The sequence below is a fragment of the Haloarchaeobius marinus genome, assembly GCF_051207415.1.
Taxonomy (GTDB): Archaea; Halobacteriota; Halobacteria; order Halobacteriales; family Natrialbaceae; genus Haloarchaeobius.
On record NZ_JBPKGD010000004.1, the window covers coordinates 120,040 to 145,415 of the forward strand.

Genomic DNA, 25,376 nt, shown 5'->3' on the forward strand with positions numbered 1-25,376 from the left:
CAGGGCAGTCCGTCTCTCCGGTTTCGCGGTCGTTGACGCCTCGTTCGGCCTAGTTTTATTGCACAGTGTTCACAATGTTCACGGTGAGTCTTAGAACTCACATAGGCGAGGGATTAAAAATGGATTTCAGTGGTGTGTTCGAACTGGAGGGCGCCGAACCGGACGACGTATGGGTGATGTTATCAGACCCCATCGCAATCCGGAACGCGCTGCCGGGGTGCAAGTACATCACCCCGTACACCGAGGACTTCAGTTTCGACACGTACGAGCCGGAGGCGGACGTAGAGACACTCCCCGAAGCGGACCCGGACGTCGTCGCCGAACGGGTGTTCGTGGAGGGACAGGAGTACGCCGCGTTGATGCAGGTCGGCGTCGGGAGCGTCAAACCCCGATTCGAGTCCCGCATCACCATCGAGGAACGCGACCCCGACGAGCACCGGATGGTGGCGACCGGCCACGGGGACGCCAGCGATAGCACCTTCGAGATGCGCTCCCAGATGGAGATAACCGGGACCGAGACGGGGTCGCGCATCGAGTGGGAGACCGAGGCCGACGTCGCCGGCCGCATCGCACAACTCGGCGGTCGCGTCATCGACCCGGTCGCCGACAAGATCGTGAACAAGTTCTTCAGCAACATCGAGCAGCAGCTGACCGAGGTCGAGGAGAGCGACGACGAGGGCATCACCAGCAAACTGCGCAACATACTCTGACCATGAAAGCAGCACAATTCGAACACCACGAACCGACGACCGTCGACGAGGCGGTGAGCCTGCTGGAGAGTCTGGACGAACCGACCATCCTCGCGGGTGGGCAGAGCCTCGTCCCGATGATGCGGTTCCGGCTCGCCGTCCCCGAGACGGTCGTCGACCTGAACGGCATCGACTCCCTCGACTACCTCGAGGAGGCGGACGGCTTCCTCGAACTCGGCGCGCTGGCGCGACACGTCGACGTCGAGACCTCGTCGGTCGTCGACGAGCGATACGGGAGCTTCGCCGACACCGCCCCGCTGGTCGCCGACCCACAGATACGGAACCGGGGCACCGTCGTCGGCTCCATCACGCAGTCCGACCCGAAGGGCGACTGGGGCACGGTGCTCCTGGCGCACGAGGGCGAGGTGATCGCACGGGGACCGGACGGCGAACGCACCATCCCCGCGGACGAGTTCTTCCTGCTCCCGTACGACAACACCCTGGAGGAGACCGAACTCGTCACCGAGGTCCGCGTGCCCGCGTCGGGCGACGACGAGGGGAGCGCCTACCACAAGCTCAAGCGGAAGGTCGGCGACTACGCGATGGCCGGCGCGGCGGCCCGCGTCGTCCTCGACGGCGCCACCATCACCGACGCGACGGTCGCGCTGACGGCCGTCGACATCACGAACCTGACGGCACCCGACGCCGCAGCGCACCTCGAGGGCGAACGTCCCTCGGGCGACCTGTTCAGGGAGGCCGGCGAACTGGCCGCCGAGGCGTCCAATCCGGAGTCGGACGAGCACGGGAGCGCGGAGTACAAACGCAACATGGTACGCGTCCTGACGCAGCGTGCGCTGGCCGACGCGGTCGAGCGCGCCAGGGGCGACGGACCGGCCGCGAGTGTCGGCAGCAGTCCGCACGCACTCGGGGAGGGAGACTGAGGATGTCCGAGAAAGAGATATCACTGACGGTCAACGGCACCGAACGCGAACTGACGGTCGAACCGCGGACGCTGCTGGTCCACGCCATCCGGGAGGAACTGGACCTGACAGGGACACACATCGGCTGCGACACCGGGAACTGCGGGGCCTGCACCGTCTACAGGGACGGCGAGGCGGTGAAGTCGTGTCTCATGTTCGCCGTGCAGGCCGACGGCAGCGAGGTGGTGACGGTCGAGGGGATGGAGGACCAGCCCGAGGCGGGCATGGGCGAGAGCGACCTCCACCCGCTCCAGGAGGGCTTCAAGCAGATGCACGGCCTGCAGTGTGGCTACTGCACCCCCGGGATGATAATGGCCGGGAAGGCCCTGCTGGAGGAGAACGACGACCCCACCGAGGCGGAGATTCGCGAGAACATCAGCGGCAACCTCTGTCGGTGTACCGGCTACCAGAACATCGTCAAGTCCATCGAGTACGCCGCCGACGTGTACAACGGACGCGAACCGCCCGAATCCCCGCTGGAGAGCGAGGAGTCGGAGGTCGAGGCCGCGGCGGACGGCGGGGAGCCGAGGACCGACGGCTGCGGCGACTGTGGCTGCGGACCAGCACCGGACCACGACTACCCGACGGACGGAGGTGACACCGATGAGTAGCGAGACCCGCGAGAAACCCGACGAACAGTATCGACACGACGAGGACGGCGGACCCGACCCCGAGAAGCACTGCGGACACGGTCGCGGTGGCATGGGCGACGACGTCAAGCGCAAGGAGGACCGCCGGTTCGTCACCGGCCGGGGCAACTACGTCGACGACATCAAGAAAGACGGTATGCTCCACTGCGAGGTCGTTCGCAGCCCGCACGCCCACGCCCGCGTCGAGAGCATCGACACCGAGCGGGCCGAGAAGATGGACGGCGTGGTCGCCGTCCTGACCGCCGAGGACCTGGCGGCGTACGACCTCGCGACGATGCCCACGCTGATGGAGGACACCCAGGAGGTGCTCGTCCGCGACAAGGTGAAGTTCCAGTCCCAGGAGGTCGCCGCAGTCATCGCCACCGACCGCTACGTCGCGAAGGACGGCGCAGAGCGCGTCAGCGTCCAGTACGAGACGCTCGACCCCGTCGTCGACGCCGCGGACGCGAAGGCGGACGACGCGCCGGTCGTCCGCGAGGACCTGGCGGAGGAGACCAACCACATCTTCACCTGGGAGACCGGCGACGAGGAGGCGACCAGGGAGGCGTTCGAGTCGGCCGACGTCACCGTCGAGGAGACGATGTACTACCAGCGGCTCCACCCGGCCCCCATCGAGACCTGCGGGTGCGTGGCCGACTGGGACGAGGACAACGAGCAGATGACCGTCCACATGACCTCGCAGGCGCCCCACGCACACCGGACGCTGTTCTCGATGGTCTCGGGCATCCCCGAGCACAAGGTCAGGATCGTCTCGCCCGACGTCGGCGGTGGCTTCGGCAACAAGGTGCCCATCTACCCCGGGTACGTCGTCGCGGCGGCCGCCTCCTACGTCATCGGCCAGCCGGTGAAGTGGGTCGAGGAGCGCTCGGAGAACATCCAGACGACGGCGTTCGCACGCGACTACGACATGACCGGGCGGGTCGCCGCCACCGAGGACGGCGAGATACAGGCCATCGACGTCGACGTGCTGGCGAACCACGGCGCGTACAACGCCGCGGCACAGCCGTCGAAGTTCCCCGCCGGCTTCTTCAAGATATTCACCGGCTCGTACGACATCGACGCCGCCTACGGGAAACTCGACGCGTACTACACGAACACCGCACCGGGCGGCATCGCCTACCGGTGTTCGTTCCGCGTCACCGAGGCCGTCTACCTCGTCGAACGGCTGGTGAAGGTCCTGGCCGACGAACTCGACGTGGACCCGGCCGAGGTCCGTCGGAAGAACTTCATCCCGAAGGAGGCGTTCCCCTACGAGAGTTCGACCGGCTGGACCTACGACTCCGGCGACTACGAACGTGCCCTCGACAGGGCGCTCGACGCCGTCGACTACGAGGGACTGCGCGAGGAACAGAGAGAGCGCATCGAGAACGACGACGACAGACTCCTCGGCATCGGCCTCTCGACGTTCACCGAGATCGTCGGCGCCGGCCCCGGCAAGCAGTGCGACATCGCCGGCATCGAGATGTTCGACTCCGCCGAGATCCGGGTCCACCCGACCGGCAAGGCGACCGTCCGCATCGGCGTCCAGACGCAGGGACAGGGCCACGAGACGACGTTCGCACAGATAGTCGCCGAGGAACTCGGCCTCGACGTGCAGGACGTGGAGGTCGAACACGGCGACACCGACACCGAACCCTACGGACTCGGCACCTACGCGTCCCGGAGTACGCCGGTCGGCGGCGCGGCGACCGCCGTCGCCGCCCGCAAGGTCCGGGACAAGGCAAAGAGCATCGCCGCGAACGAACTCGAGGTCGCGAAGGAGGACATCGTCTGGGACCGCCAGAGCGGCGGGTTCCACGTCGAGGGGGCGCCGGACCGGACCATCACCATCGAGGAGGTCGCCGGCGCGTCCTACATGAACTCGCCTGCCGACGAGGAACCGGGGCTCGAGGCGGTCGACTACTACGACCCGCCGAACATGACGTTCCCGTTCGGCGCGTACGTCTGCGTCGTCGAGATAGACCGCGAGACCGGCGAGGTCGACATCCGGAAGTTCTACGCGCTGGACGACTGCGGCAACCGCATCAACCCGATGATAATCGAGGGGCAGGTCCACGGTGGCGTCGCCCAGGGCATCGGCACCGCGATGCTCGAACACGTCACCTACGACGACAACGGCAACGTGACCGGCGGGGACTTCATGAACTACCTGCTGCCCACCGCCATGGAGATTCCCGAGATGGAGACCGACTACACGGTCACGCCATCGCCGCACCACCCCATCGGCGCGAAGGGTGTCGGGGAGTCGCCGACCGTCGGGTCGCCCCCGGCCATCGTCAACGCCGTCGTCGACGCGATGTCCCACGCCGGCGTCACGCACGTCGACATGCCCATGACGCCCGACCGCGTCTGGGACGTCCTGGACGACGCCGGCCTGTCCCGTGACCCGGCCGACCGGTTCGACTTCGAGTTCGACGCCGACGAGGGGGCAACGGCCGACGACGACGACTGACCACCACATGCCAGACCACACGACCGGTGCCGGCGACGAAGGCGCCGACGACCGCGCCGACGCGGCGTCCCGCGAGCAGGTCGACCGACTCGAATCGGACCTCCGGAGCGACGGGCGACCGTTCGCCCGCGTGACCGTCGTCCGGCGGGAGGCACCCGTCTCGGCGACCGTCGGCGACCGGGCCGTCGTCACCGAAGACGGCGACCTCTACGGGTGGGTCGGCGGCGCGTCCTGCGCGCAGTCCGTCGCCGTCGACGAGGCCCTCGCCGCACTCGACCGCGGCGAACCGACGCTGGTTGGCCTGGCTCCCGACCCCGACGACGTGGCACGCCCGGGGCTGACGGCCTACCCGATGACCTGCCACAGCGGGGGGACCATCGAACTGTTCGTCGAACCGGTACTCCCGACGCCGCGGCTGGTCGTGGTCGGCGACAGCGCCATCGCGAGGACGCTCGCCCGACTCGCAGCGACCGTGGAGTACGACGTGACGGTCGTGACCGGCCCCGACACCGACCCGGACGTCGACGGTGCCGACGAGGTGCTGTCGGTGGACGACGCCGAGGCCGTGTCCGCAGCCATCGACGGTGCGGCGGCCGTCGTCGTCGCGTCGGTCGGCGCGTACGACGAGGCGGGGCTGGCGGTCGCACTCGACGCGGACGTGCAGTACGTGGGACTGGTCGCGAGTCCGGTTCGCGGGCGGGAACTGCTCGACGACGTGGCCACCGAACTGGGCCTCGACCCCGACGCGGTCGCCGACGCCGTGACGACGCCCGCCGGACTCGACGTGGGCGCCGAGACGCCGGAGGAGATAGCGGTGAGCATCCTGGCCGAACTCGTCGCCGTCCGGCGCGACGGGGGAGAGACGGCGGCCGTCGAGGGCGGTGCAGACGCCCGGCACGACCGCGACGAGACGTCCGACGACGACGCCGAGACCGCCGTCGACCCCGTGTGTGGCATGGACGTGACGGTCGGCGACGCCCCGACGATGACCCTCGACGGCGAGACGTTCCACTTCTGCGGCGAGGGCTGTGCCGAGGCGTTCCGGGACGACCCGGAGCGCTACCGCGACGAGGAGGTGCCGGCGCGTGGGTGAGGGTCCGGCAGGGGCGTTCGAGGACCTCACCGAGGACGACCTCAGACAGGCGTTCGACGAGGCCGACTACGTCGCCGGCGACGACCTGACGGCGACCGTCTACCTCGCGCTCACGCTGGGCAAACCGCTGCTCGTCGAGGGCGAACCCGGCGCGGGCAAGACGGAACTCGCGAAGGTGCTCGCCGAGGGGTTCGACACCGAACTCGTCAGGCTCCAGTGCTACGAGGGGCTGTCGGCCGAGCACGCCCTCTACGAGTGGAACTACACGAAGCAGTTGCTCGCCGTGCAGGCGGACGACGGGTCGGGAGCCGAGGAGTCGGTGTTCTCCGACGCGTACCTGCACGAACGGCCGCTGTTGCGGGCGCTGCGGTACGAGGGCGAGACGCCGCCAGTGCTCCTCGTCGACGAGGTGGACCGCGCCGACGAGGAGTTCGAGGCGTTCCTGCTGGAGGTGCTGTCGGACTTCCAGGTGACCGTCCCGGAACTCGGGACCGTCTCGGCGCGCCAGCCGCCGGTCGTCGTCGTCACCTCGAACCGGACCCGTGCGCTGAGCGACGCGCTGAAACGGCGGTGTCTCTACCTGCACGTCGAACCGCCCGGCTTCGAGCAGGAGTTCGAAATCGTCCGGCGGAAGGTGCCCGAACTCGACGCCGTGGTCGCCGCCGAGGTGTGTGGCATCGTCCAGGAACTCAGGGAGGAGGCGTTCCTCAAGCGGCCGGGCGTCTCCGAGACGCTCGACTGGGCGCGCGCCGTCGCAAGGCTCCGGACAGACGGCGACGAATCGACCATCACCCCGGCCGAGGTCGAACGCACCCTCGGCACGTTGCTCAAGGAGGCCGAGGACGTCCAGCGCGTCGACACCGAACTGCTCGAACGCCTCGTGGCCGCGGCGAGCGAGGCGCGGGGGGCTGTCGACGCCTGACCATGGCGGGTGACCCCCCGGACTTCGTCGCCGCCCGGGACCACGTCGTCCAGCAGGTCGTCGACTTCGCCCGGCGACTCCGGGCCGAGGGGGTCTCGGTCCCGGCCAACGCCGGCCTCCCCGCGACGGAGGCGCTGGCCCAGGTCGGCCTCGACGACCGGGAGCGCGTCCGGGCGGCGATGCACGCGACTCTCGTCACCGACCCGAGAGACAGCGAGACGTTCGACGAACTGTTCCCCGGGTTCTGGTACCGCCTCCGGACCGGCCTCGAGGCGGCGGCGGCCCACGACGGGGTCGGCGACCGGGCCGACGATGCGGCCGATGGCGAGGGACTCGCCGGCCCCGACGTCGAGGGCGCGCTCGCCGACGCGTCGCTCGCGACGACGCTCGACGAGACCGACGAACTTGCCGAGGGCGAGGGGGAGGTGGCGTCCCGACGCATCGCGGAGACAGACGCCGACGCCGCCGACGTCACCGAGACCGACCGGCGACCCGGGACGTACAGCGCGGCCAGCGACCGGGCACCGGTGCGCGACGAGACCGTCGGCGAGTCGGTCGACCGTGCCACGATGCGGCGGTTCGAGCGCGTCCTGGCGACGCTCCCGGGACGGCGGTGGGCGCGGTCGCGCACGGGCACGACCGTCGATGCACGGCGCGCGCTCCGGGGCAGCCTCGACACGGGCGGCGTCGTGCTCTCGTTGCCGCGACGGGAGCGCGACCTGTCGGCGTTCCGGACCTGCGTCCTCGTGGACGTGAGCCGGTCCGTGCTCGACGCCATCGACCGCGGGTTCCTCCTGTCGTTCCTCGACGCGCTGGTCGCGGAGGGGCGGTCCGTCCGGGTGTTCTTCTTCGACACCGACATCCAGGAGGTGACGGACGTGTTCGAGAGCACGCGCGGCGACCCCGCGACGGCGCTCGAACGCGCCGAGGTCGCCTGGGGCGGCGGCACGCGCATCGGGTCGTCGCTGGCGACGCTCCGCGAGCGGTGGCCGCACGCCGTCGACCGACGGACGGTCACACTCGTCGTCAGCGACGGACTGGACGTCGGCGACGTCGCGGACCTAGAGGCCGGGATGTCGTGGCTCGCCAGCCACTCCGGGTCGGTGCTCTGGCTGAACCCCCTCGCCGCGTCGGTCAGGTACGAGCCGACCTGTCGCGGCATGGACGCGGCGCTCCCCTACGTCGACGGACTGTTCGCGTTCGGTGGACCGGCCGACGTCGCCGAGGTCGCGCGCCAACTGGAGCGCTACGGCCCGGGCGGGTCGGTCGGCTACCAGCACGACTTCCGGGACCGGCGAGGTGTCTCGACCGGATGACGACCGACCTGCTCGGACGGGTCCACGACCGGCTTCGAGACCCGGCGGCCGGGGCGACCGACCCCCGCGTGACCGTCGGTGACCGGGCGCTCCTCGTCGAGTGCAGGCACCCTGCCCACGGACGGACGGCCGGACTGGCCCACAGACCGGACGGCAAACCGCCCGACGCCTGGCCGGCGTCGGTGGCCGAACTGGCCGCGCTGTCGACCGGTGCCGACGACCCCCTCCCGCGGGCCGTCGGCATCGCGACCCTGAACGCGCTGTCCGCACCGGACGTGGACTGGCGCGTCGGCGACCCGATGGCCGCACTCTCGCCCGACGTCGACGTCGTGGCCACGGTCGGCCTGTTCCGGCCGGCGCTCCGGAAGTTCCACGACGTGACGGTGCGGGTGGTCGAGCGCGACCCGCCCGCGACGGTCGACGCACCGCCGGGCGTGACGGTCACGACGTACGCGCCGTCGGACTGCGCCGGGGCCTTCGCCGACGCCGACGTCTGCTTCGTCACCGGGTCGGTGCTGGTCTACGGCGGCATCGACCGCTACCTCGCGGCCCTCGCGGACGCCGACGTCTCGCCCGTCGTCCTCGTCGGCGCGACCGCGTCGCACTGGCCCGAACCGGCGTTCGACGCCGGGGTCGACCTCGTCGCCGGCGCTCGCGTCACCGACCCCGACGGCGTCCGGGAGGGGGTCCTCGCCGGCGACTGCGGGACCGACCTCCACGACGACGGCGTCGAGAAGGTGTACGTCACGCGCGGCGGCGAGATCCCGGGGCTGACGCTTCCCGCCGGGTCGGGCACCGACGGCGCGTGACAGGCGCCGGCCGCCCGGGGGCGAGACGGGACGACCAGGAGCGACGGCGACGCCACCGCGCGAACCATTAAGAGAGTCCCTCACGAATATTTACGATAGATATGTCCCAACAGGTAGTCCGCGAGCTGGAGGTCGACGAGTACACACTCGGGCTGGTCGGACCCGAGCAAGAGTGGGCGGGGACGGTCGCCGACGGCGGCACCGTCCGGACCCACACCCCACCGGCCTGCTGGGGGCCGATGATAACGCCGAAGTTCCGCGGCGGCCACGAGGTCACGAAACCCATCGCCGTCGAAGGTGCCGAGGTCGGCGACGCCATCGCCATCAAGCTCCGCGACGTCGAGGTGACCAGCGTCGCGACCAGCACCGGGTCGATGGCGGAGCGCGAGGACGCCTTCGGCGACGACCCGTTCGTCGACCACAGGTGTCCCGGCTGTGGCGCCGAGTGGCCCGAGAGCGTCGTCGAGGGCACCGGCGAGGAGGCCATCCGGTGCGCCGAGTGTGGCGCCAACGCCTCGTCGTTCGCCTTCGAGTACGGCATCACCGCGGTCTTCGACGACGACTACGAGGTCGGTCTCACCGTCGACCACGACGCGGCCCACGGCCTCGCAGAGCGTGCGGTCGAGGCCAGCGCACTGCCCGAGAACTCCCGCCAGCACCCCATCCTGCTGTACGAACCGTCGGAGATGCCCGGGACGCTCGGCCACCTCCGGCCGTTCGTCGGGAACATCGGCACGACGCCGCCTATCGAGATGCCCGACTCGCACAACGCCGGCGACTTCGGGCAGTTCCTCATCGGTGCCGGGCACGACTGGGGCCTGGAGAGCGAGGACGAACTCGCCCAGCGGACCGACGGGCACATGGACGTCAACGCCGTGCGCGAGGGCGCCGTCCTCGTCTGTCCGGTGAAGGTCGACGGCGGCGGCATCTACGTCGGCGACATGCACGCCAACCAGGGCGACGGCGAACTCGCCCTGCACACGACCGACGTGAGCGGGTACACCGAGTTCGAGGTCGAACTCGTCGAGGGCCTCGACATCGACGGCCCCCTCCTCCTGCCCAACGAGGAGGACCTGCCACACATCAGCAAGCCCTACAGCGACGAGGACGTCGAGCGCGGCCGGCAACTCGGCGAGCAGTACGGCGTCGACGTCGAGACCGACATGGGTCCCATCCAGGTCATCGGCTCCGGCGCGACGGTCAACGACGCAACCGAGAACGCGTTCGCCCGCGCTGGCGACCTGCTCGACATGAGCGAGGGCGAGGTCCGGACCCGGTGTACGTTCACCGGCGGCGTCGAGATCGGCCGCCTGCCCGGACTCGTGCAACTCACCATGCTCGCGCCGATGGCGAAACTCGAGGAGCGCGGCATCGACCATCTGGTCCGCGAGCAGTACGGGCTCTGAGTACCGGCCGAGTCGGTCCGGCCTACCCGCCTCGCATCGCCGGGTGGACGCCGACCGTGGCGTCGGGCGGACAGCGGTCGTCCGGGTCGACCGACTCCCCGTCGACCGAGACCCGGACGCTCGGCGCGAGTCGCCCGTCGTCCCGGAAGAGGTGCTGTTCGGCGCGTGGATACTGTTCGACGAGCGCGTCGAGCGCCTCCCGGACCGTGCCCCCGTCGAACGCCACCGTGACGCGCTTCCCGCCGGTCGCGCCCCGCAACGGGCCGTACACCGTGACCTCCATGCTCGTCTCTAGTGCGTCGACCCGCTTGGCTGTTGGTACGGAGGCGGTCGCTGACGGCCCACCCGAACGGACGGGCACGGGACGAGCTTCGACGACGAAGCCACGTCCCGGCCCCGTGACTCACTTGTTGGGGTGTTTCGGGTACTTCGACATCTCGTAGAACGACTCGCTCTCGCAGACAGAACAACTGTCCGGTGGCCGGAAGTGGTGTGCCTCGTCGTGGATGCCGGCGTGCACGACGTAGCAATCGGCACAGACGAACAGTTCCGGGACTTCTGGGACGTGTGACATGTGCTAGTCAACGGCACGCAGGTAGAAAAGAATACGCGGCTTACGTCGACCCCGAACCTGCCGTCGGTGGGGCCGTCACTGCCCGAGGTACGCGTCGGATTCGACCTCCAACCTATATCTTGGTCCGTCGAGACACCGAGTCCATGCAGCAACTCTACATCGCTGGCGGTGGCGTCGCGGTCCTGTTCCTCGTCGTGCTCGTCCTCTGGCGACGACGGACCTCCGGCGCCCGGGCGTCACGGCGTGCGCACGAGGCGGCACAGGGTCGGGCCCCACCGGTCGACATCGGCGACACGGTCGAGTTCGGCATCACCGAGTTCACCGACCACCACTCCGGCCAGCGGGTCGCCGTCGGGAAGGTCGAGGGCTTCGTCGTCTTCGCGGACGACGTCCCGCCGGGCGCGTCGGTCGGCGACGTCGTTCGCGTGAAGATACTCTCGTTCAACCGGGGGCAGACGTCCGCCGACGGGACGGTGCTGTCGTAGGGAGTGGGGTTCGGAGACCGTCGGTGAGGGACGTGTCCCAGTCACCCCTTCGGAGACCCGGTCAGAGCACCGGTTCGCGGAGCGCCCAGACGTCCGACTCCGGGTGCAGGTTCGAGGGTTCGGCACCCCGCGACGTCAGGATTCCAGCGTGGTACAGCATCGCCTTGAGCTGGAACACGGTGGGCGAGTGATACACGTTCCCGTCCGTCAGGGCCTCGCGCTGCAGTTCACCGTCGGCCCCGAGCACGCGGCTCCGGACCGCTTCGTCGCCGCGAACGAACAACTCGACCGTGAAGGACGGATGCAACTCGTGGAGGTACTCGACGACCATCGGGAGCGTCGGTTCCGGGAACCCGTCCTCGTGCATGTGCTGGAGTTCCTCGACGAGTAACTGCGTCGCCGGGTACGCGTACACGACCCTGCGGGTGAGCAGCCCCCACTTCGGCGTGAGGTCGCAGAACCGCTTCCGGGACCGTCTCCACCCGTCGAACGCGTCGAGGGCGGCGTCCACGGACCCGCACTCACGGAGCGCGAACCTGACGACCTCCCGCCCCAGCGGCGTCAGTCGAACGCGACCGTGGCGTTCGTCGACGAGGTCGAGGAACGTGGCTCCCGTCCGGGCGTCGTCGACGGCGCCGACGACCCGTTCCGAAAGTACCTGCTCCGTCTCGTCGGGGTGGAAGACCGCGAGCGGGTACGCGAGGTAGTTCTTGGGGTGGTTGAGGCCGAAGGATTTGTTCGCGACGCCCTGTGCGCTCGCCTGGAACCGAATCGCGTCGGTCTCCGACGTCGCTCGGTTGCCGACGAGACGTGGCACCTCGAACGGTTCGACGGTGCCGTCCGACTCGACGCCGAGGACGCCGACGTTGAGTTCCCGGGCGAGCGTCCGGGCCGACTGCGAGATGGCCGTTCCGGGTGCAGCGACGTAGACGACGTTCGCCTCGTCGAGGCGGTCGTACGCCTGCACGATTCCACGCTCGACGTCGACCGCACCGCGGTCCGTGTAGCCCTTCGCCTCGACCGCCACGAGCGGCGGTTCGGTGCCCAGGCGGTCCACGGCCAGCAGGTCGTCCCCCAGGACCCGAACTCCGACGAGGTCCGGATAGCCGGAGCCGACCTTGACGTGGTTGAATGGCGCGAGCCGTTCCTTGACGTCCGGGTCGATGGTCCCGGTCGCGAGCCACCGGTCGGTGGAGAACTGCGTGTCGGCGACGACGTAGCTCTCGTCGGCGTCGTCCGGGAAGAGGCGGCGCTTCGTGTGCGCGAGGACCTGCGGTTCGGTCAGGGGAGACGCCGCACGTGCCATGTAGCCCTAATCCAGACAGGGGAACATGAATGTGCGGGGCCGGACCTGGAGGAGGTACCGTCTATCGCAACCGTGCGCAGGACGTCCCGACCCGCTCGAGAGCCGGTATCGCGCCGGACTCGTACTGTAGGCCCACCGAGAGCCACGCCTATCCGAGTCGGCCAATCACCAGGATTTATGGTGATTGTCTGCGTTTGATTGTACGAGGGTGATTCGATGAGCACGACCGACCCGTCCGGCGAGGAAGAGGAGTACGGAACGGCAGAACTCAACGACCGCGGACGATTGACGATTCCGAAAGGGCTCAGAGACGACCTCCACCTCGAAGGCGGCACCGAGTTCAGGGTCATCAGAGAGGGGAGCGACATCCGCCTCGTGCGGCAGCTCCCGGAGTTACAAACTGTCTCCTCGGGGAAGTCCCGGGACGAGTGGGGAGACGAGGCGTTCCGGGACGCAGGAGAGACGACCTTCGGGGGGCGCTGAATGCGCGTCCTCCCCGACATAAACGCCCTCGCCATCCAGCTGGTCGACGACCACCCCGGACATCCGTACGTCGCAGAACACCTCGTACCAGCACTCCAGGGCGAACACACGCTCCTGATGTTCGGATACCTGCCGCTTCGCGTCCAGTGGGTACTGGAGGACCTCGACACCGCGACGGTCGACGCGAGGAACGCGGTCTGCTCGCTCCTCCAGTACCCGATGGAGTCCGTCCAGGTGACGCCAGCAACTGTCCTCGACGCCTACGACGTCAGTGCGGAGAAGAACCACGACGTTTACGACTGCTTCTACATTGCGCTCGCCCGGGACGCGAACGCGGACGTCCTCCTGACGACGGACCGTGATTTCGAGGAACTCTGTGAGGACGAACCGTTCGAGTACACGAACCCCGTTCCCGAGGAAGTGCTCGCCGAGTTCCACTCGGTCACGACCTGAGAACGGGCGAACACGGCAGCCCAACAGGACCGCGAGCCAGGAATATATGCTTCGCGACCCAGAGTATACACCGGTAGAAGACAGATTCGACTCGACAGACGGCGAATCGAGGGCGGGGTCATCGCGACGGTAGGCTACGTTCTGTCTCCTCTGTCGTGGTGGAACGACCTGCTGGTGAACGTCCCACTCGCCTACGGGTTCGCGACGGTGGTCGGACTCTTCTCTCGTCCCCTGTTCGTGCCAGCGCTCGTCGTCGGGTACTGGCTGACGAACGTCCTCGGGTTCGTGTTGCTTCACGTCGGGGGTGCCGAGGTCATTTCGGGGGAGCGGCGGTCCTACGGACGGCGAGCGGTCGCTCGCGACCTGCTCGCGTCGGTCGGATACACGCTGCTCGTTCTCGGACTCGTCTACGCCGGGGTGCTCACCTTCCCCGCGGGCGTCCTCCCCTGAGCGAACGGGACCGACCACCGCAGTCAGGGCACTCCGAGACCGACACACGGCCCGACCCTCTCATGGAAGGTCGTATCGTTATGGCCCCGAGTATGCACTAGTTCGCCATGTCACGTATCAACACGGGTGCAGGTGAGTCTGGTCGTGGTGGAACCAGTAGACGCCAACTACTCGGCTTCGCGGCCGGGGCCGGCGCGACCTCGCTGGCAGGGTGTCTCAACGTGTTCGGTGGCGGTGGGAACGGGCTCGCGGACAAGATCGTCCTCCAGATGGAGGGCGGGACCATGCTGGACGCCCTCGAATCCGAGGCGTTCGTGCCGTTCGAGGAGGAGTTCGGGACGACCGTCGAGGTCGCGCTCCGGAGCAGCCAGCAGAGCGGTTACGCGAAGATAAAGGCCGGCCAGGCCGAGGTGGACATGGCGAGCGTCCCGCCGTTCACGCTGTACAACGGCACCAAGGACGACGTCTGGGAACCGGTCGACCCGGAGGAGATTCCGAACTACCAGAGCAACGTCCTCGACCCGCTGAAGAACCCCATCTTCGACCCCGGCGAGCAGATTCACGGCATCCCCCACGCCTACGGGACCGTCGGGATGGCGTACAACAACGAGGAACTCGACGACCCCACGTCCTGGAGCGCGATGTGGGACGAGGCGTACAGCGGCCACGTCGCCCCCGAGGGCTTCGGCTTCATCCGCGTCTTCACGACCGCCCTCGAGATGGGGATGGACCCCAACGACATCGGAGCGGACAGCTCGTACGACGAGGCCATCGAGCAGATATGGAGCCGCGTCGAGGAGCAACAGGACCTCGTCGTCACGAACTGGACGAGTGGCGACGAGCAGGCGCGCCTGTTCACGTCGCGTGACGCCTGGGTCGGCGAGGCCTGGGGGAACGTCATCTTCGGCGCGGTCCAGGACGGGAACGACCACCTCAGCTACGTCATCCCCGACGAGGGGGCGTACGGGTACACGCAGAACCACGCCCTCGTGAAGGGCATCCCCGACGAACGGCGCGAGGCCTGCCTGGAGTTCATCAACTTCCTCCTGCGGGACGAGATCCTCCAGCCGGTCGTCGAGGCGCTCGGACTGCCGCCGTCGACGTCGGTCACGTCCGAGGCTATCACGAACCTCTACGACTACGACCCGTCCGGTGGCGAGGGCCTGAAGTTCCCCGACGTGGAGTACATCAACGAGCACAACGACGAGTGGTCCCAGCGGTGGGAGCAGGTGCGTGGCAACTAAGGCCGCCCGAAACAGGGGGGACGTACACTCATGGCATTTCTGGAGCTAGACAACATGCGAAAGGAGTTCGGCGACCTCGTCGCGGTCGACGGCGTGTCGCTGGACATCGAGGAGGGACAGTTCGTGACCATCGTCGGCCCGAGCGGGTGCGGCAAGTCGACGATACTCCGGTCCATCACGGGGCTGGAGACGCTGACGGACGGCGAGATACGGCTGGAGGGCGAGGACATCACCGAACTGCCGCCGTACCGGCGCAACATCGGGCTGGTGTTCCAGGACTACGCGCTGTTCCCGCACAAGACCGTCTTCGAGAACGTCGCGTTCGGCCTGAAGATGCGTAACGCCCCCGAGGACGAGCAGCGCGAGCGCGTCGAGGAGATGCTCCGGATGGTTAACCTCGAGGGGTACGAGGAGAAGTACCCGAACGAGTGCAGCGGCGGCGAACAGCAGCGAATCGCGGTCGCACGCGCCATCGCGTTCGACCCGGACCTCGTCCTGATGGACGAACCGCTGTCGAACCTCGACAAGAACCTCCGGACGAGCATCCGGAGCGAACTCCGTCGCATCCAGAACGAGACGGGCGTGACGACCATCTACGTCACGCACAACCAGAACGAGGCGCTGTCGCTGGGCGACAGGATCGCCGTCATGAACGACGGGAGACTCGAGCAGTACGACGACCCCGAGACGGTGTATCGAGAGCCACAGACGCGGTTCGTCGCGGACTTCCTCGGCCGGTCGACGGAGGTCTCCGGCACGTACCGGCGCCGGAACGGCGACGCCGTCGCGGAGCTCGGGGACGGCATCGAACTGCAGGTCCCCGACGACGAGACGCTCGCGGCGGGCGACGACGTGTCGCTGTTCCTCCGCGACGAGAAACTGAAACTCGTCGACGGGACCGAGCCGAGCGTCAACGTCATCAGGGGTACCATCGAGTCCGTCGACTACCGGGGCCGCGACATCAACTACTTCATCCGCGTCCCCGAACTGGACCAGACCCTGCAGGTGAGCCACATCGCGGACCACAGCACGGAGACCTTCCACGAACTCGGCGACCAGGTGTCGATGCACATCGAACCCGAGAACGTCACGTGCCTGCCGGCCGGCGACGGGCAGGCCCAGGAGCGAAGTGAGCCATGAGTGCGGAACGCGCCCGTCTCGCCGAGGTGAAAGACCAGGTGATGGAGAACGACTGGCTCCGGTTCCTCGTCTCGCCGGGCCTGGGCATCGGCTGGGTCCTCTTCTTCCTGTTCCTGCCGATGACGGTCATCCTCGTCATCAGTTTCTCCGTGCCGGGCGACTTCGGGAACGTCATCTACGAGTTCACGCTGGCGAACTACGAGCGGTTCTGGAGCGCCGACGTCTACAAGAACATCATCTTCGAGTCGCTCGTGTACGGCGTCGTCGTGACGCTCCTGACGCTCCCCCTGGGGTACACGGTGGGGTACTTCCTCGGGCGGTCGAAGACCGACTGGAAGTGGATCCTCCTCGGCCTCGTCGTCCTCCAGTACTGGGTCCCGTTCATCATCCGGACCTACGCGTGGATAATCATCCTCTCGAACAACGGCGTCGTGAACCAGTTCCTCCTCGAACTCGGCCTCATCTCTGCGCCACTGGACATCATGTACACGGACTACAGCATGATACTCGGCCTGACCGTGAGCCTCCTGCCGTTCATGATACTGCCCGTGTACGTCTCCGTCAGCACCATCGAGGAGGACCAGATACACGCGGCGAAGACGCTCGGGGCGACGGACTTCCGTGCGTTCCGCGAGATAACGCTCCCGCAGTCGCTCCCCGGCATCGTCTCCGGGGTCCTGTTCGTGTTCATCATCTCTGCGGGCGCGTTCCTCGCGCCGACGCTCCTGGGCGGTCCCGGCACGCGGATGATCGCACCGGTCATCGAGACGGTGTTCATTCTCGACTTCAACTGGCCGTTCGCCGCCGCGCTGTCCATCATCTACTTCGGCATCATCGGCGTCCTGCTGTACCTGTTCACGCGACGCGTCGACCTCGAGGAGGCGCTCGAGACGGGGGTGGCCTGACGTGGCGACCGACACCGACCCCGTGACCCGGGGCGAGACGGACGTCGACGCCGAACGCGGCTACTTCGGCATCACCCTCGGGACGCAGACCAAGTGGAACCTCATCCGCGCGGTCACGGTCGTCGTGTACGTGCTGATGCTCCTGCCACTCGTGGTCATCGTCATCAACTCGTTCAACCCGTCGCGGCTCGGGAACTTCCCGCCGTCGTCGCTCAGCCTCACGTGGTACGAGGCGCTGCTGTCGGACACCCGGATGCTCCGGGCGCTCTGGAACAGCCTCCAGGTCGGAATCGCCGCCGCGTTCGGGGCCGGCCTCGTCGGGACGCTCACGGCGATGGGGTTCGTCCGCAACGACTTCCGCATGCAGGACGCGCTCGTCATCGTCCTGCTGTCGCCGCTGCTCATCCCGCCCATCATCGTCGGCGTCGCGGCGACCATCTTCTTCAGCCAGATCGGCATCAGCCGGTCGCTCGGGTGGCTCATCGTGATGCACACGCTGCTGGGACTCCCCTACGCGTTCCTCATCATCCGCAGCCAGCTCTACCTGTTCGACGAGACGCTGGAGGAGGCCGCACAGACCCTCGGTGCCGACCGGGTGACGACGTTCCGCGAGGTCACCCTGCCGCTCATCTCGCCCTCGATAATCACCGCGATGGTCATCGTCTTCGTCATCTCGTTCGGCGAGTTCACGGCGACGCAGTTCTGGGTGAAACGGACCACGACGACCGTCCCGGTCGTCATCTTCTCGATGCTCCGGACGAGCATCAGCCCGCAGATAGACGCGCTCGCGACGGTGATGCTCGTCGTGACCATCGCCGTCCCGCTCCTCGTCCTCGGCATCCGGCGGTGGCTGTCGAACACCTGACCGGGGGCTTCCGAACCGGGGCGCGTCGGCCGCCGTCGCCCCGCCACCTCGTATGGTCCGTTCTCGAACAAAAATACGGTTCAGCGTGCGGTTAAGGGGTCACAATCCCTCCGTATCGATGGTGACCCGATGAACGCCGACGCCTACCTCGACCGCATCGGCCTCGTGAACCTGCAGGCCGCCGACGCGACGCCGGACCGTGAGACGCTCCGTCGCGTGGTCTCGGCTCACGTCACGAGCGTCCCCTTCGAGAACCTCGCCATCGTCGGCGACCCGAACGGGACAGCCACGGGCGACGGCGTCTCGCTGTTCCTGCCGGACCTCTACGAGAAACTCGTCGAGGGGCGACGCGGTGGCTTCTGCTTCGAGGTCAACGGCCTGTTCGACTGGCTGCTCTCCGAACTCGGCTACGACGTCGACCGCTGTGCTGCCCGCGTCGTCGGCGACGACGAGAGCATCGGCCGCCCGCCCGCCAACCACCACACGAACGTCGTCCACCTCGACCGGCGGTTCCTCGTGGACGTCGGCACCGGCACGCCCCAGTTGCGCACCCCGGTCCCCCTCGACGGCGTCGTCGTCGAGGACGCTGCCGGCGTCCGCTGGCGCGTCGTGCCCGACGACGGGCCGCTCTCGGACTACACCCTTCGACTGCGCGAACCCGGCGAGGACTGGACCGTCCGGTACCGCTTCCAGACCACGCCCCGCAAACTCACCTTCTTCGAGGCCACCTGCGAGTTCCTCGCCAACCAGCCTGACGGCACGTTCACCTCCGGCCCCATCGTCAAGCGGTCGACGGCCGACGGCTCAGTGGGCCTCGACGCCGACGCACTCGCCCGTACCGTCGGTGCGGAGACGACGACGACCGACGTCGCTCCCGACGAGTGGCACGCCGTCCTCGCCCGCGAGTTCGGGATCCGACTCTGACCGCCCTCGTGGCCCCGTCGTGGCTCACGCGAACCGGTCGAACGCGACGCCGGCCGTCGGCAGGTCGAGCGTCGACCCGCCGACCGCTGCGGCGACGACGTGCCCCGCGGCGGGGGCGTACTGGATGCCGTTCGCGTTGAACGCGAGGACCGAGAGGCCGTCGACGTCGGTCGGGCCGACGATGGGGTCGCCGTCGGGCGTGACGGTGCGGACGCCGACCCACTCGTCCGAGACGTGTCGCTCCCGGGTGCCGGGACAGAGGCGCTCCACGGCGTCGAGACAGGACTCCCGGCGTGCAGGGGGGACCGCGTCGGGTATCGCGTCCGGGTCGAGCACGGCCGCGTCGTCGTACTGGCCGGGGAAGTGACCGACGAACAGGCTCCCGTCGCGGTTCTGCCGGGTGTACACGTCGCTCTCCTCGTGGTAGAGCGCGGGCAGGCCGTGTCCGTCGCCGTCGAGGACGAGGATGGGACCGCGAGTGTTCCGGACGGGGAGGTCGACGCCTGCGGTCGCGAGGAGACGGCGGTTCCACGGGCCCGCCGCGGCGACGACCGCGTCGGCGTCTATCCGGTCGTCACCGGTGCGGACACCGGTCACCCGTCCGTCTTCGGTCAGGACGTCCGTGACCGTCGTGTCCGTCTCGACCGTCGCGCCCGCCGCCCGTGCCCGGTCGAGGAGCGCTCGCGCGAGCGCCGCCGGGTCGTCGACGTAGCCGACGCCGGGACTGTAGAGCGCGCCGGTCACGTCGTCGGTGGCGAGTCCGGGCAGGACCAGCGTCTCGCCGAGGGCGTCGCCCGCGAGGTACTGGACGGGCGCACCTTTCGTCCCCGTCGCCGTCGCGTCCTCGACCGCCCGGTCGAAGGTGGCTTCGAAGTCCGCCCGGATGGCGTCGTCGCCGGCCGCCGTCGTGGCGAGTCGCAGTCGGCCGCCGTGGACGAACCGCGCCGGCGTCGCCCCCGTCGAGAGCAGGCGCTGGTAGTAACGGATGCCGTACCGGAGCAGCGGGACGCAGGCGGGCGACTCGTGCCCCCAGAAACCGACGAACGCACCCGACTTCGCCGTCGTCTCGCCCGGTGGGTTTCGACCGCGTTCGAGGACGACGACGTCGGTCGCCGTCTCCCGGGCGAGGTGGTCGGCCGCGCTCGCCCCCGCGATACCGGCACCCACGACGACGACGCGGTCGGTGTCGTCGGTCACTCCGTCACCGCCCCCTCGTCGTCCCCCGTTCCCTCGCGTAGCGTGCGCCCGACGTACTCGGACGTGAACGCCTGGACGAGTGCGCGATAGCCCATGCGGAACTCGAGGGTGTCGCCGACCGTCACGGTGTCGGCCGCGTCGGTGACGTCGCAGACGGTGTGGTCGCTGCTCGCGCCGAGGACCTCCACGCCCGCCGCGAGGGGGACGAGGTCCTCGATGACGGCGTCCTGCCTGCCGAGGGCGAGGATCGCTCGCTCCCGGACGCCGCGGTCCTCGAAGTCGGGGCGGTTCCCGTCGACGTCGTGCCCGGTCGGGCCGTCCGGCGTCGACGGCTTCCGTCTGCACTCGACGACCTCGGCGCGCAGGGTGAACGCGTCCCCCCTGAGGTAGGGAATCTCGCGGTCCCTCGTGACGTCGGTCCCGAGCAGGATGGCCTCCCCGACCCGGAGTTCGTTCACGCGGTCGGGGAGAGTCCCGTCCTCGACGAGCGGGAGGGTGACGGAGCTGCCCCCGGAGACGACGGGGAAGGTGCGGTCCAGGGCCTGCTCGGCGTCCTCGACGAGTTCGACGAACTCCGCCATCGCCTCCGGCATCGGGAGGACGCCGCCGAAGCACCCGGCGTTCGTCCCGACGCCGACGACGCGGACCCCGTCCAGGTCGACCACACGCCGGAGCGTCGGCAGGACGTCCCCCGGGAGCACGCCCTCGCGCCGGTCGCCGGTGTCGACCATGAGGACCACGTCGTGCGTGACGCCGCGGTCCCGGGCGCTCGCCGCCACCGCCTCGACGACGGCGACCTCGCTGTGGAGCGACCGGTCGGCGGTCGCAACGACGTCCTCGTGCTCGCTCATCGGCGACACGAGGAGCGTCGACTCGGCGTCCACGTGCCCGCCGACGCGTGCGAGGTTCAGCAGTCGCGAGTCGCCGATGCCGTCGACTCCCCCGTCGAGCATCGCCCGTGCGACCGCCGGGTCGCCCGTGACGGCCTTCGTGACGCCGACGACGCGACCGTCGAAGCGCGCACAGACCGCCCTGGCGTTCTCCCGGATGGCGTCGAGGTCGACGTGGACGGTCGGTGCGTCGACGCCGCAGGTGGGTGCCGGCGCCATCCTCACGAGAGGAGTTCGACCGCGCCCGCGGCGACGATTCGCGCCACGTCGACCGTCTCGTCGAGGTCGACCCACTCGCCGGCGCCGTGGATGTTGTCGCCGTCCGGGCCGAGGATGACCGTCGGTACCTCGGCGCGGTGACCGAGGTAGTTGAAGTCCCCGACGCTCCGGCAGTAGCCGACCGACGGCGACTCGCCCGTGACCGCCCGCGTCGCCGACGCCAGTCCCTCCACGAGCGGTTCGGTCTCGTCGAACACGTACGGCCCGTAGCGCGCATCGGGGTGGGGCGTCTCCCTGAGCCCGACCGAGACGTCGGCGTCCAGTCCGAGGTCCTCGACGACGGCCTCGGCGTCCGCGACGACGGACTCCGCCGTCTCCCCGGGGACGACGTGCCGGTCGACGACGAGTCGACACGACTCGGGGACCGACAGCGTCTCGCTCCCGCCCTCGATGGCGAGCGGACACACCGACCCCTCGCCGAGACGCGGGTGCGAGCCGACGGGCATGTCCGACAGCGCGTCCGCGAGCAGTCCGGCCGCGACGACCGCGTTCCGGCCGGAATCGGGGACCGAGGCGTGCGCGGCGGTGCCCCGGACCTCGATGTCGTAGAGGAAGCGACCGCGAGCGCCGAGGTAGAGCGCGGGGTTCTCGCCGCCCTCGGCGTCGAGTATCGGGCCGGGTTCGGTGACGACCGCCATGTCGCACTCGTCGACGATGCCGTCGAGGAGCAACTGGTCGGTGCCGAGTCCGTACGGCCCCTCCTCGTCGACGACGACGGTGAGGAGGACGTCGCCCGCGAGGTCCGCGTCGGCGTCGGCGAGCGCGGCGAACGCGACCATCGCCGCCGCGACCCCGGCCTTCATGTCCGCCGCCCCCTGGCCGTAGAGCCGCCCGTCCTCGACGCGACCGGAGAGCGGGTCCTCGGTCCAGCCGTCGACGAGTTCGACGGTGTCCACGTGCCCGTTCAGCACGAGCGTCGGCGCGTCGGGGTCGGACCCCTCGAGTCGAGCCAGGACGTTCCGACCCTCGTACCCGGTGACGTCCGGTTCGCTGACCTCGTGGTACTCGGGGTCGAGACCGCGGTCGTCGAGCCAGCCGTGGACGAACTCGACGACCTCGTCCTCGTGGAAGTACGGGCTCTCTATCTGGACGAGAGACCGGAGGAGGTCGACCGTCTCGTCCTCGTCGACGTGCTCCGCCACCCTGGTCGCGTCACCTGTCGCACCGGTCGTGGATGTGTCGTCGTTCATGCTAGGTCTCCGGGTGCTGTGCCGTCGACGTCCGGCGGTTCGACGGCTCGCTAGTACAGGTTACTCAACCCCTGACGAGACCCTAATCCCCGCCCCTAGCATGGCAGGCAGTGACGCGTCGTGACGGGCTCTGGGGCCGACGGACGACGTGGTGACGAACGACGTGGTGACGAGAAGACGGGTTCGGGTGGGCGACGAGGCCCCGACCTCAGGGCAGTGCGTCGATGACCTTGGCCTCGGCCTTCCGGAGGTGCTCCAGCGTCGTCGCCTTCGAGACGCCGAGTTCGTCCGCGATCTCGGTCGCGCTCACCTCGCGGGGCCACGTGTAGTAGCCGCGTTCCCGGGCGAGTTCGAACACCTCGCGCTGGCGCTCGGAGAGGATGCCACGCTGGAGGAGTCCGCCCGTCTCGCGGTTGTCCGACGTGATGTGCTGGACGTCTATCTCGGCGTCCATCTCGTCGCGGACGACGTCGAGTCTGTCCTGGATGCTCGACCGGTCCTCCTCGATGACGACGTTCCAGTACTCGCGGCCGTCGTGTATCCAGACGGCCTTGTCTGGGATGAACCCGTTCGAGACGAGTGCGTCGTTGATGCTTCGGTCGTGGCTGTACATCACGAGCAGGCTCTGGGACACGTTCCCCGGCGTGGGGACGCGCTTGTCGAACTCGAAGTGGTTGTCGAGGAGCCACACCGAGTCGGTCAGCTCCGACGCCTCGATGTCCTCGACCAGCGATTCGAGGTCCGCCGTGGACTCGCCGTAGACGGTGAACCGCCCCTTCACCGCGTCGTCGACGTTGTACACGCCGTGACCGAAGATGCCCCCGTCGGCGTCCTCCGTGACCTGGAGCGTCCAGCAGTCTGGGTGCCAGATGCTCAAGGTCAGGTGGGACCCCATCCGATTCTTTTGCAACCCGTCAGACATATCCCTCTGGTAGGGCAGCGGGATGTATTACTGTACCGCCGGCCGGGACCCGGCGGCGACGGTCAGTCGTCGAGGGAGAGAGCGTTCACGCCGCGTCTCGAAGGGCGGCCGCGATGGCCTCGAGTTCTGCCTTCCGGAAGGCACCCCCGGCGTCGTCCGGGTCGTCGTCGTCCAGCACGCCGACCTTCCAGAGGATGCCGGCCCGCATCTGCGATTTGGCGGGCAACCGGTTCGTGTCGACGTCGTAGTTCAGGGCCTCACAGATGGCAGCGAGGGCCTCCTTCGTGAAGGCTGTCGACTCGATGCGCTCGTATCTCCCCACTGCCTGTCGAATCTCGTTCCGGAGGTCGTCGACGGTCGGTGCCATAGGTACCCTGAACCGGGACGCGTCCTGTACGTTTCGGCCTCGTCCCGTCCGACTGGATTCGGCGGACGTCGCCGACGTCGACGCAGCAGTCTCGGACGGCCTCGAAACGAGTGCCGTCGGTCGCAGAGGAAAACGTATTAGTAACTGCTTGTATAAGCAATAGCTGAAATGACTCCGGACGCTACCGAGACGCCGACCGACGCGGAGGAGACGGCCGCAGACTCCTGCTGCGTCGGGTCCCCACCGGTGGACGAGGACGCACTGGTCGAGGACCTGCAGTTGCTCTCGGCGATGGGCAACGACACCAGGTACGAACTGCTCCGGCGGGTCGCGAACGCCGACGGCGGGGTCTGCGTCTGTGACCTCCACGAGGCGGTCGGCGTGAGCCAGAGCGCGGTCAGCCAGGCGCTGTCCCGCCTCTACTCGGCCGGACTCGTCTCGCGTCGCAAGGAGGGGTCGTGGCGGTACTACGAGACGACGACCCCGGCCGAGGCGATGCTCTCGACGCTCGACGCCCTGCGGGGGGAACGATGAGCGAGGAATCGCGGTCCGGGCGCACGCCGGAGGAGCGAACCCCGGACGAGACCCGACGCATCGTCCGCGACCGGTACGCCCAGATTGCGACTGCCGACGACGACGATGCCTGCTGTAGCGGTTCCGACGACGACTCCTGCTGCGACGACTCCGGGACCGAGAGCGAGCAACTCGGGTACGACGCCGACGACGTGAGCGCGGTCGCCGACGGTGCCGACCTCGGACTCGGCTGTGGCAACCCCAGGGCCATCGCCGACCTGTCTCCCGGCGAGTCGGTGCTCGACCTCGGGTCGGGCGCCGGGTTCGACTGCTTCCTCGCCGCGGCCGAGGTGGGCGAATCGGGGACCGTCGTCGGCGTCGACATGACCCCGGAGATGGTCACGAAGGCCCGCGAGAACGTCGCGAAGAACGACGCCTCGAACGTCGAGTTCCGACTCGGCGAGATCGAACACCTCCCGGTCGCCGACGAGACCGTCGACGTCGTCATCTCGAACTGCGTGGTCAACCTGTCGCCCGAGAAGCGCCAGGTGTTCGCCGAGGCGTTCCGGGTGCTCGAACCGGGCGGACGACTCGCCATCTCCGACGTGGTACAGACGGCACCGTTCCCCGATGACGTCCGCACCGACCCGGAATCCCTGGCTGCGTGCGTCTCCGGCGCGTCGACCGTCGACCGGCTCGAATCGATGCTCGAGGACGTCGGGTTCGTCTCGGTCGACATCGCGCCGAAGGACGAGAGCGAGGAGTTCATCAGCGAGTGGGACGACGAGCGCGACCTGAGCGAGTACCTCGTCTCCGCCACCATCGAGGGCGTGAAACCCGGTTCGGATTCCGAGCGCGACGAGTGACGCGGC

28 protein-coding genes are annotated in these 25,376 nt (G+C 68.7%); 20 read left to right on the forward strand and 8 right to left on the reverse strand.

Annotated elements, in window-relative coordinates; all coding sequences use genetic code 11:
• Positions 1-119: 119 nt before the first annotated feature.
• The 9 genes from ACSC1W_RS15545 to ACSC1W_RS15585 all read left to right on the forward strand — a co-directional run bounded on the left by ACSC1W_RS15545 (position 120) and on the right by ACSC1W_RS15585 (position 10,317).
• A complete protein-coding gene (locus ACSC1W_RS15545) occupies positions 120-710 on the forward strand; it encodes an SRPBCC family protein (RefSeq protein WP_435348481.1) in 591 nt (196 codons plus the stop codon).
• A 2-nt stretch (positions 711-712) separates the two neighbouring features.
• On the forward strand, positions 713-1,630 hold the full coding sequence (locus ACSC1W_RS15550) for an FAD binding domain-containing protein (RefSeq protein ID WP_435348483.1): 918 nt from the start codon (positions 713-715) through the stop codon (positions 1,628-1,630).
• A 2-nt stretch (positions 1,631-1,632) separates the two neighbouring features.
• A complete protein-coding gene (locus tag ACSC1W_RS15555) occupies positions 1,633-2,280 on the forward strand; it encodes a (2Fe-2S)-binding protein (protein ID WP_435348484.1) in 648 nt (215 codons plus the stop codon).
• Complete coding sequence (locus ACSC1W_RS15560; protein WP_435348485.1) at positions 2,273-4,771, forward strand: aerobic carbon-monoxide dehydrogenase large subunit; 2,499 nt, start codon at positions 2,273-2,275, stop codon at positions 4,769-4,771. The genes ACSC1W_RS15555 and ACSC1W_RS15560 overlap by 8 nt, the downstream gene beginning before the upstream one ends.
• 7 nt (positions 4,772-4,778) lie before the next feature.
• Positions 4,779-5,864, forward strand: coding sequence for an XdhC family protein (locus ACSC1W_RS15565; protein ID WP_435348486.1), 1,086 nt, complete (start codon positions 4,779-4,781; stop codon positions 5,862-5,864).
• On the forward strand, positions 5,857-6,786 hold the full coding sequence (locus tag ACSC1W_RS15570; RefSeq protein WP_435348488.1) for an AAA family ATPase: 930 nt from the start codon (positions 5,857-5,859) through the stop codon (positions 6,784-6,786). The genes ACSC1W_RS15565 and ACSC1W_RS15570 overlap by 8 nt, the downstream gene beginning before the upstream one ends.
• Before the next feature lie 2 nt (positions 6,787-6,788).
• Positions 6,789-8,102 carry a vWA domain-containing protein gene (locus tag ACSC1W_RS15575; protein WP_435348489.1) on the forward strand — a complete coding sequence of 438 codons (1,314 nt, stop codon included), beginning with the start codon at positions 6,789-6,791 and terminating at the stop codon, positions 8,100-8,102.
• Positions 8,099-8,911, forward strand: a complete 813-nt coding sequence (locus tag ACSC1W_RS15580; RefSeq protein WP_435348490.1) for a Rossmann-like domain-containing protein — start codon at positions 8,099-8,101, stop codon at positions 8,909-8,911. The genes ACSC1W_RS15575 and ACSC1W_RS15580 overlap by 4 nt, the downstream gene beginning before the upstream one ends.
• Before the next feature lie 101 nt (positions 8,912-9,012).
• Positions 9,013-10,317 carry an acetamidase/formamidase family protein gene (locus ACSC1W_RS15585; RefSeq protein ID WP_435348491.1) on the forward strand — a complete coding sequence of 435 codons (1,305 nt, stop codon included), beginning with the start codon at positions 9,013-9,015 and terminating at the stop codon, positions 10,315-10,317.
• A gap of 22 nt (positions 10,318-10,339) precedes the next feature.
• On the opposite strand, the gene ACSC1W_RS15590 is transcribed toward ACSC1W_RS15585, so the two are convergent.
• Entirely contained in the window at positions 10,340-10,600 is a 261-nt protein-coding gene (locus ACSC1W_RS15590; RefSeq protein ID WP_435348492.1) for a ubiquitin-like small modifier protein 1, read from the reverse strand.
• A gap of 120 nt (positions 10,601-10,720) precedes the next feature.
• A complete protein-coding gene (locus ACSC1W_RS15595) occupies positions 10,721-10,891 on the reverse strand; it encodes a hypothetical protein (RefSeq protein WP_435348493.1) in 171 nt (56 codons plus the stop codon).
• Positions 10,892-11,034: 143 nt separating this feature from the next.
• On the opposite strand from ACSC1W_RS15595, the gene ACSC1W_RS15600 reads away from it, so the two are divergent.
• On the forward strand, positions 11,035-11,376 hold the full coding sequence (locus ACSC1W_RS15600) for a TRAM domain-containing protein (RefSeq protein ID WP_435348494.1): 342 nt from the start codon (positions 11,035-11,037) through the stop codon (positions 11,374-11,376).
• 61 nt (positions 11,377-11,437) lie between these two features.
• Here the strand turns inward: ACSC1W_RS15600 and ACSC1W_RS15605 are convergent, their stop codons facing one another.
• Complete coding sequence (locus ACSC1W_RS15605) at positions 11,438-12,682, reverse strand: hypothetical protein (RefSeq protein WP_435348495.1); 1,245 nt, start codon at positions 12,680-12,682, stop codon at positions 11,438-11,440.
• 216 nt (positions 12,683-12,898) lie between these two features.
• On the opposite strand from ACSC1W_RS15605, the gene ACSC1W_RS15610 reads away from it, so the two are divergent.
• From ACSC1W_RS15610 to ACSC1W_RS15645, 8 genes are all read left to right on the forward strand, one after another.
• Positions 12,899-13,165, forward strand: coding sequence for an AbrB/MazE/SpoVT family DNA-binding domain-containing protein (locus ACSC1W_RS15610; protein ID WP_435348496.1), 267 nt, complete (start codon positions 12,899-12,901; stop codon positions 13,163-13,165).
• The gene (locus ACSC1W_RS15615) at positions 13,166-13,618 is read left to right on the forward strand and encodes a type II toxin-antitoxin system VapC family toxin (protein ID WP_435348497.1); all 453 of its coding nucleotides are present in this window, start codon (positions 13,166-13,168) and stop codon (positions 13,616-13,618) included.
• A gap of 105 nt (positions 13,619-13,723) precedes the next feature.
• Positions 13,724-14,068 (forward strand): DUF7980 family protein, encoded by a 345-nt coding sequence (locus tag ACSC1W_RS15620; RefSeq protein ID WP_492764726.1) that lies wholly within the window; start codon positions 13,724-13,726, stop codon positions 14,066-14,068.
• Between the two features lie 107 nt (positions 14,069-14,175).
• Entirely contained in the window at positions 14,176-15,312 is a 1,137-nt protein-coding gene (locus ACSC1W_RS15625; RefSeq protein WP_435348499.1) for an ABC transporter substrate-binding protein, read from the forward strand.
• A gap of 30 nt (positions 15,313-15,342) precedes the next feature.
• Entirely contained in the window at positions 15,343-16,452 is a 1,110-nt protein-coding gene (locus ACSC1W_RS15630) for an ABC transporter ATP-binding protein (protein ID WP_435348500.1), read from the forward strand.
• The gene (locus tag ACSC1W_RS15635; protein WP_435348501.1) at positions 16,449-17,357 is read left to right on the forward strand and encodes an ABC transporter permease; all 909 of its coding nucleotides are present in this window, start codon (positions 16,449-16,451) and stop codon (positions 17,355-17,357) included. The genes ACSC1W_RS15630 and ACSC1W_RS15635 overlap by 4 nt, the downstream gene beginning before the upstream one ends.
• 1 nt (position 17,358) lies before the next feature.
• On the forward strand, positions 17,359-18,222 hold the full coding sequence (locus ACSC1W_RS15640) for an ABC transporter permease (protein WP_435348502.1): 864 nt from the start codon (positions 17,359-17,361) through the stop codon (positions 18,220-18,222).
• A gap of 129 nt (positions 18,223-18,351) precedes the next feature.
• A complete protein-coding gene (locus tag ACSC1W_RS15645) occupies positions 18,352-19,146 on the forward strand; it encodes an arylamine N-acetyltransferase family protein (protein ID WP_435348503.1) in 795 nt (264 codons plus the stop codon).
• Between the two features lie 24 nt (positions 19,147-19,170).
• Here ACSC1W_RS15645 and ACSC1W_RS15650 read toward each other — a convergent pair whose 3' ends face one another.
• From ACSC1W_RS15650 to ACSC1W_RS15670, 5 genes are all read right to left on the reverse strand, one after another.
• Complete coding sequence (locus tag ACSC1W_RS15650) at positions 19,171-20,343, reverse strand: NAD(P)/FAD-dependent oxidoreductase (RefSeq protein ID WP_435348504.1); 1,173 nt, start codon at positions 20,341-20,343, stop codon at positions 19,171-19,173.
• Positions 20,340-21,452: an alanine/ornithine racemase family PLP-dependent enzyme gene (locus tag ACSC1W_RS15655; protein WP_435348505.1), complete on the reverse strand. Its 1,113-nt coding sequence runs from the start codon at positions 21,450-21,452 to the stop codon at positions 20,340-20,342. The genes ACSC1W_RS15650 and ACSC1W_RS15655 overlap by 4 nt, the downstream gene beginning before the upstream one ends.
• A 2-nt stretch (positions 21,453-21,454) precedes the next feature.
• Positions 21,455-22,702 (reverse strand): M20 family metallopeptidase, encoded by a 1,248-nt coding sequence (locus ACSC1W_RS15660; RefSeq protein ID WP_435348507.1) that lies wholly within the window; start codon positions 22,700-22,702, stop codon positions 21,455-21,457.
• Between the two features lie 208 nt (positions 22,703-22,910).
• Entirely contained in the window at positions 22,911-23,597 is a 687-nt protein-coding gene (locus ACSC1W_RS15665) for a helix-turn-helix domain-containing protein (protein ID WP_435348508.1), read from the reverse strand.
• Positions 23,598-23,709: 112 nt separating this feature from the next.
• The gene (locus tag ACSC1W_RS15670) at positions 23,710-23,991 is read right to left on the reverse strand and encodes a hypothetical protein (protein ID WP_435348510.1); all 282 of its coding nucleotides are present in this window, start codon (positions 23,989-23,991) and stop codon (positions 23,710-23,712) included.
• Positions 23,992-24,159: 168 nt separating this feature from the next.
• On the opposite strand from ACSC1W_RS15670, the gene ACSC1W_RS15675 reads away from it, so the two are divergent.
• Positions 24,160-24,525, forward strand: a complete 366-nt coding sequence (locus ACSC1W_RS15675; protein WP_435348512.1) for an ArsR/SmtB family transcription factor — start codon at positions 24,160-24,162, stop codon at positions 24,523-24,525.
• Positions 24,522-25,370, forward strand: a complete 849-nt coding sequence (arsM, locus tag ACSC1W_RS15680) for an arsenite methyltransferase (RefSeq protein WP_435348513.1) — start codon at positions 24,522-24,524, stop codon at positions 25,368-25,370. The genes ACSC1W_RS15675 and arsM overlap by 4 nt, the downstream gene beginning before the upstream one ends.
• Positions 25,371-25,376 lie beyond the last annotated feature (6 nt).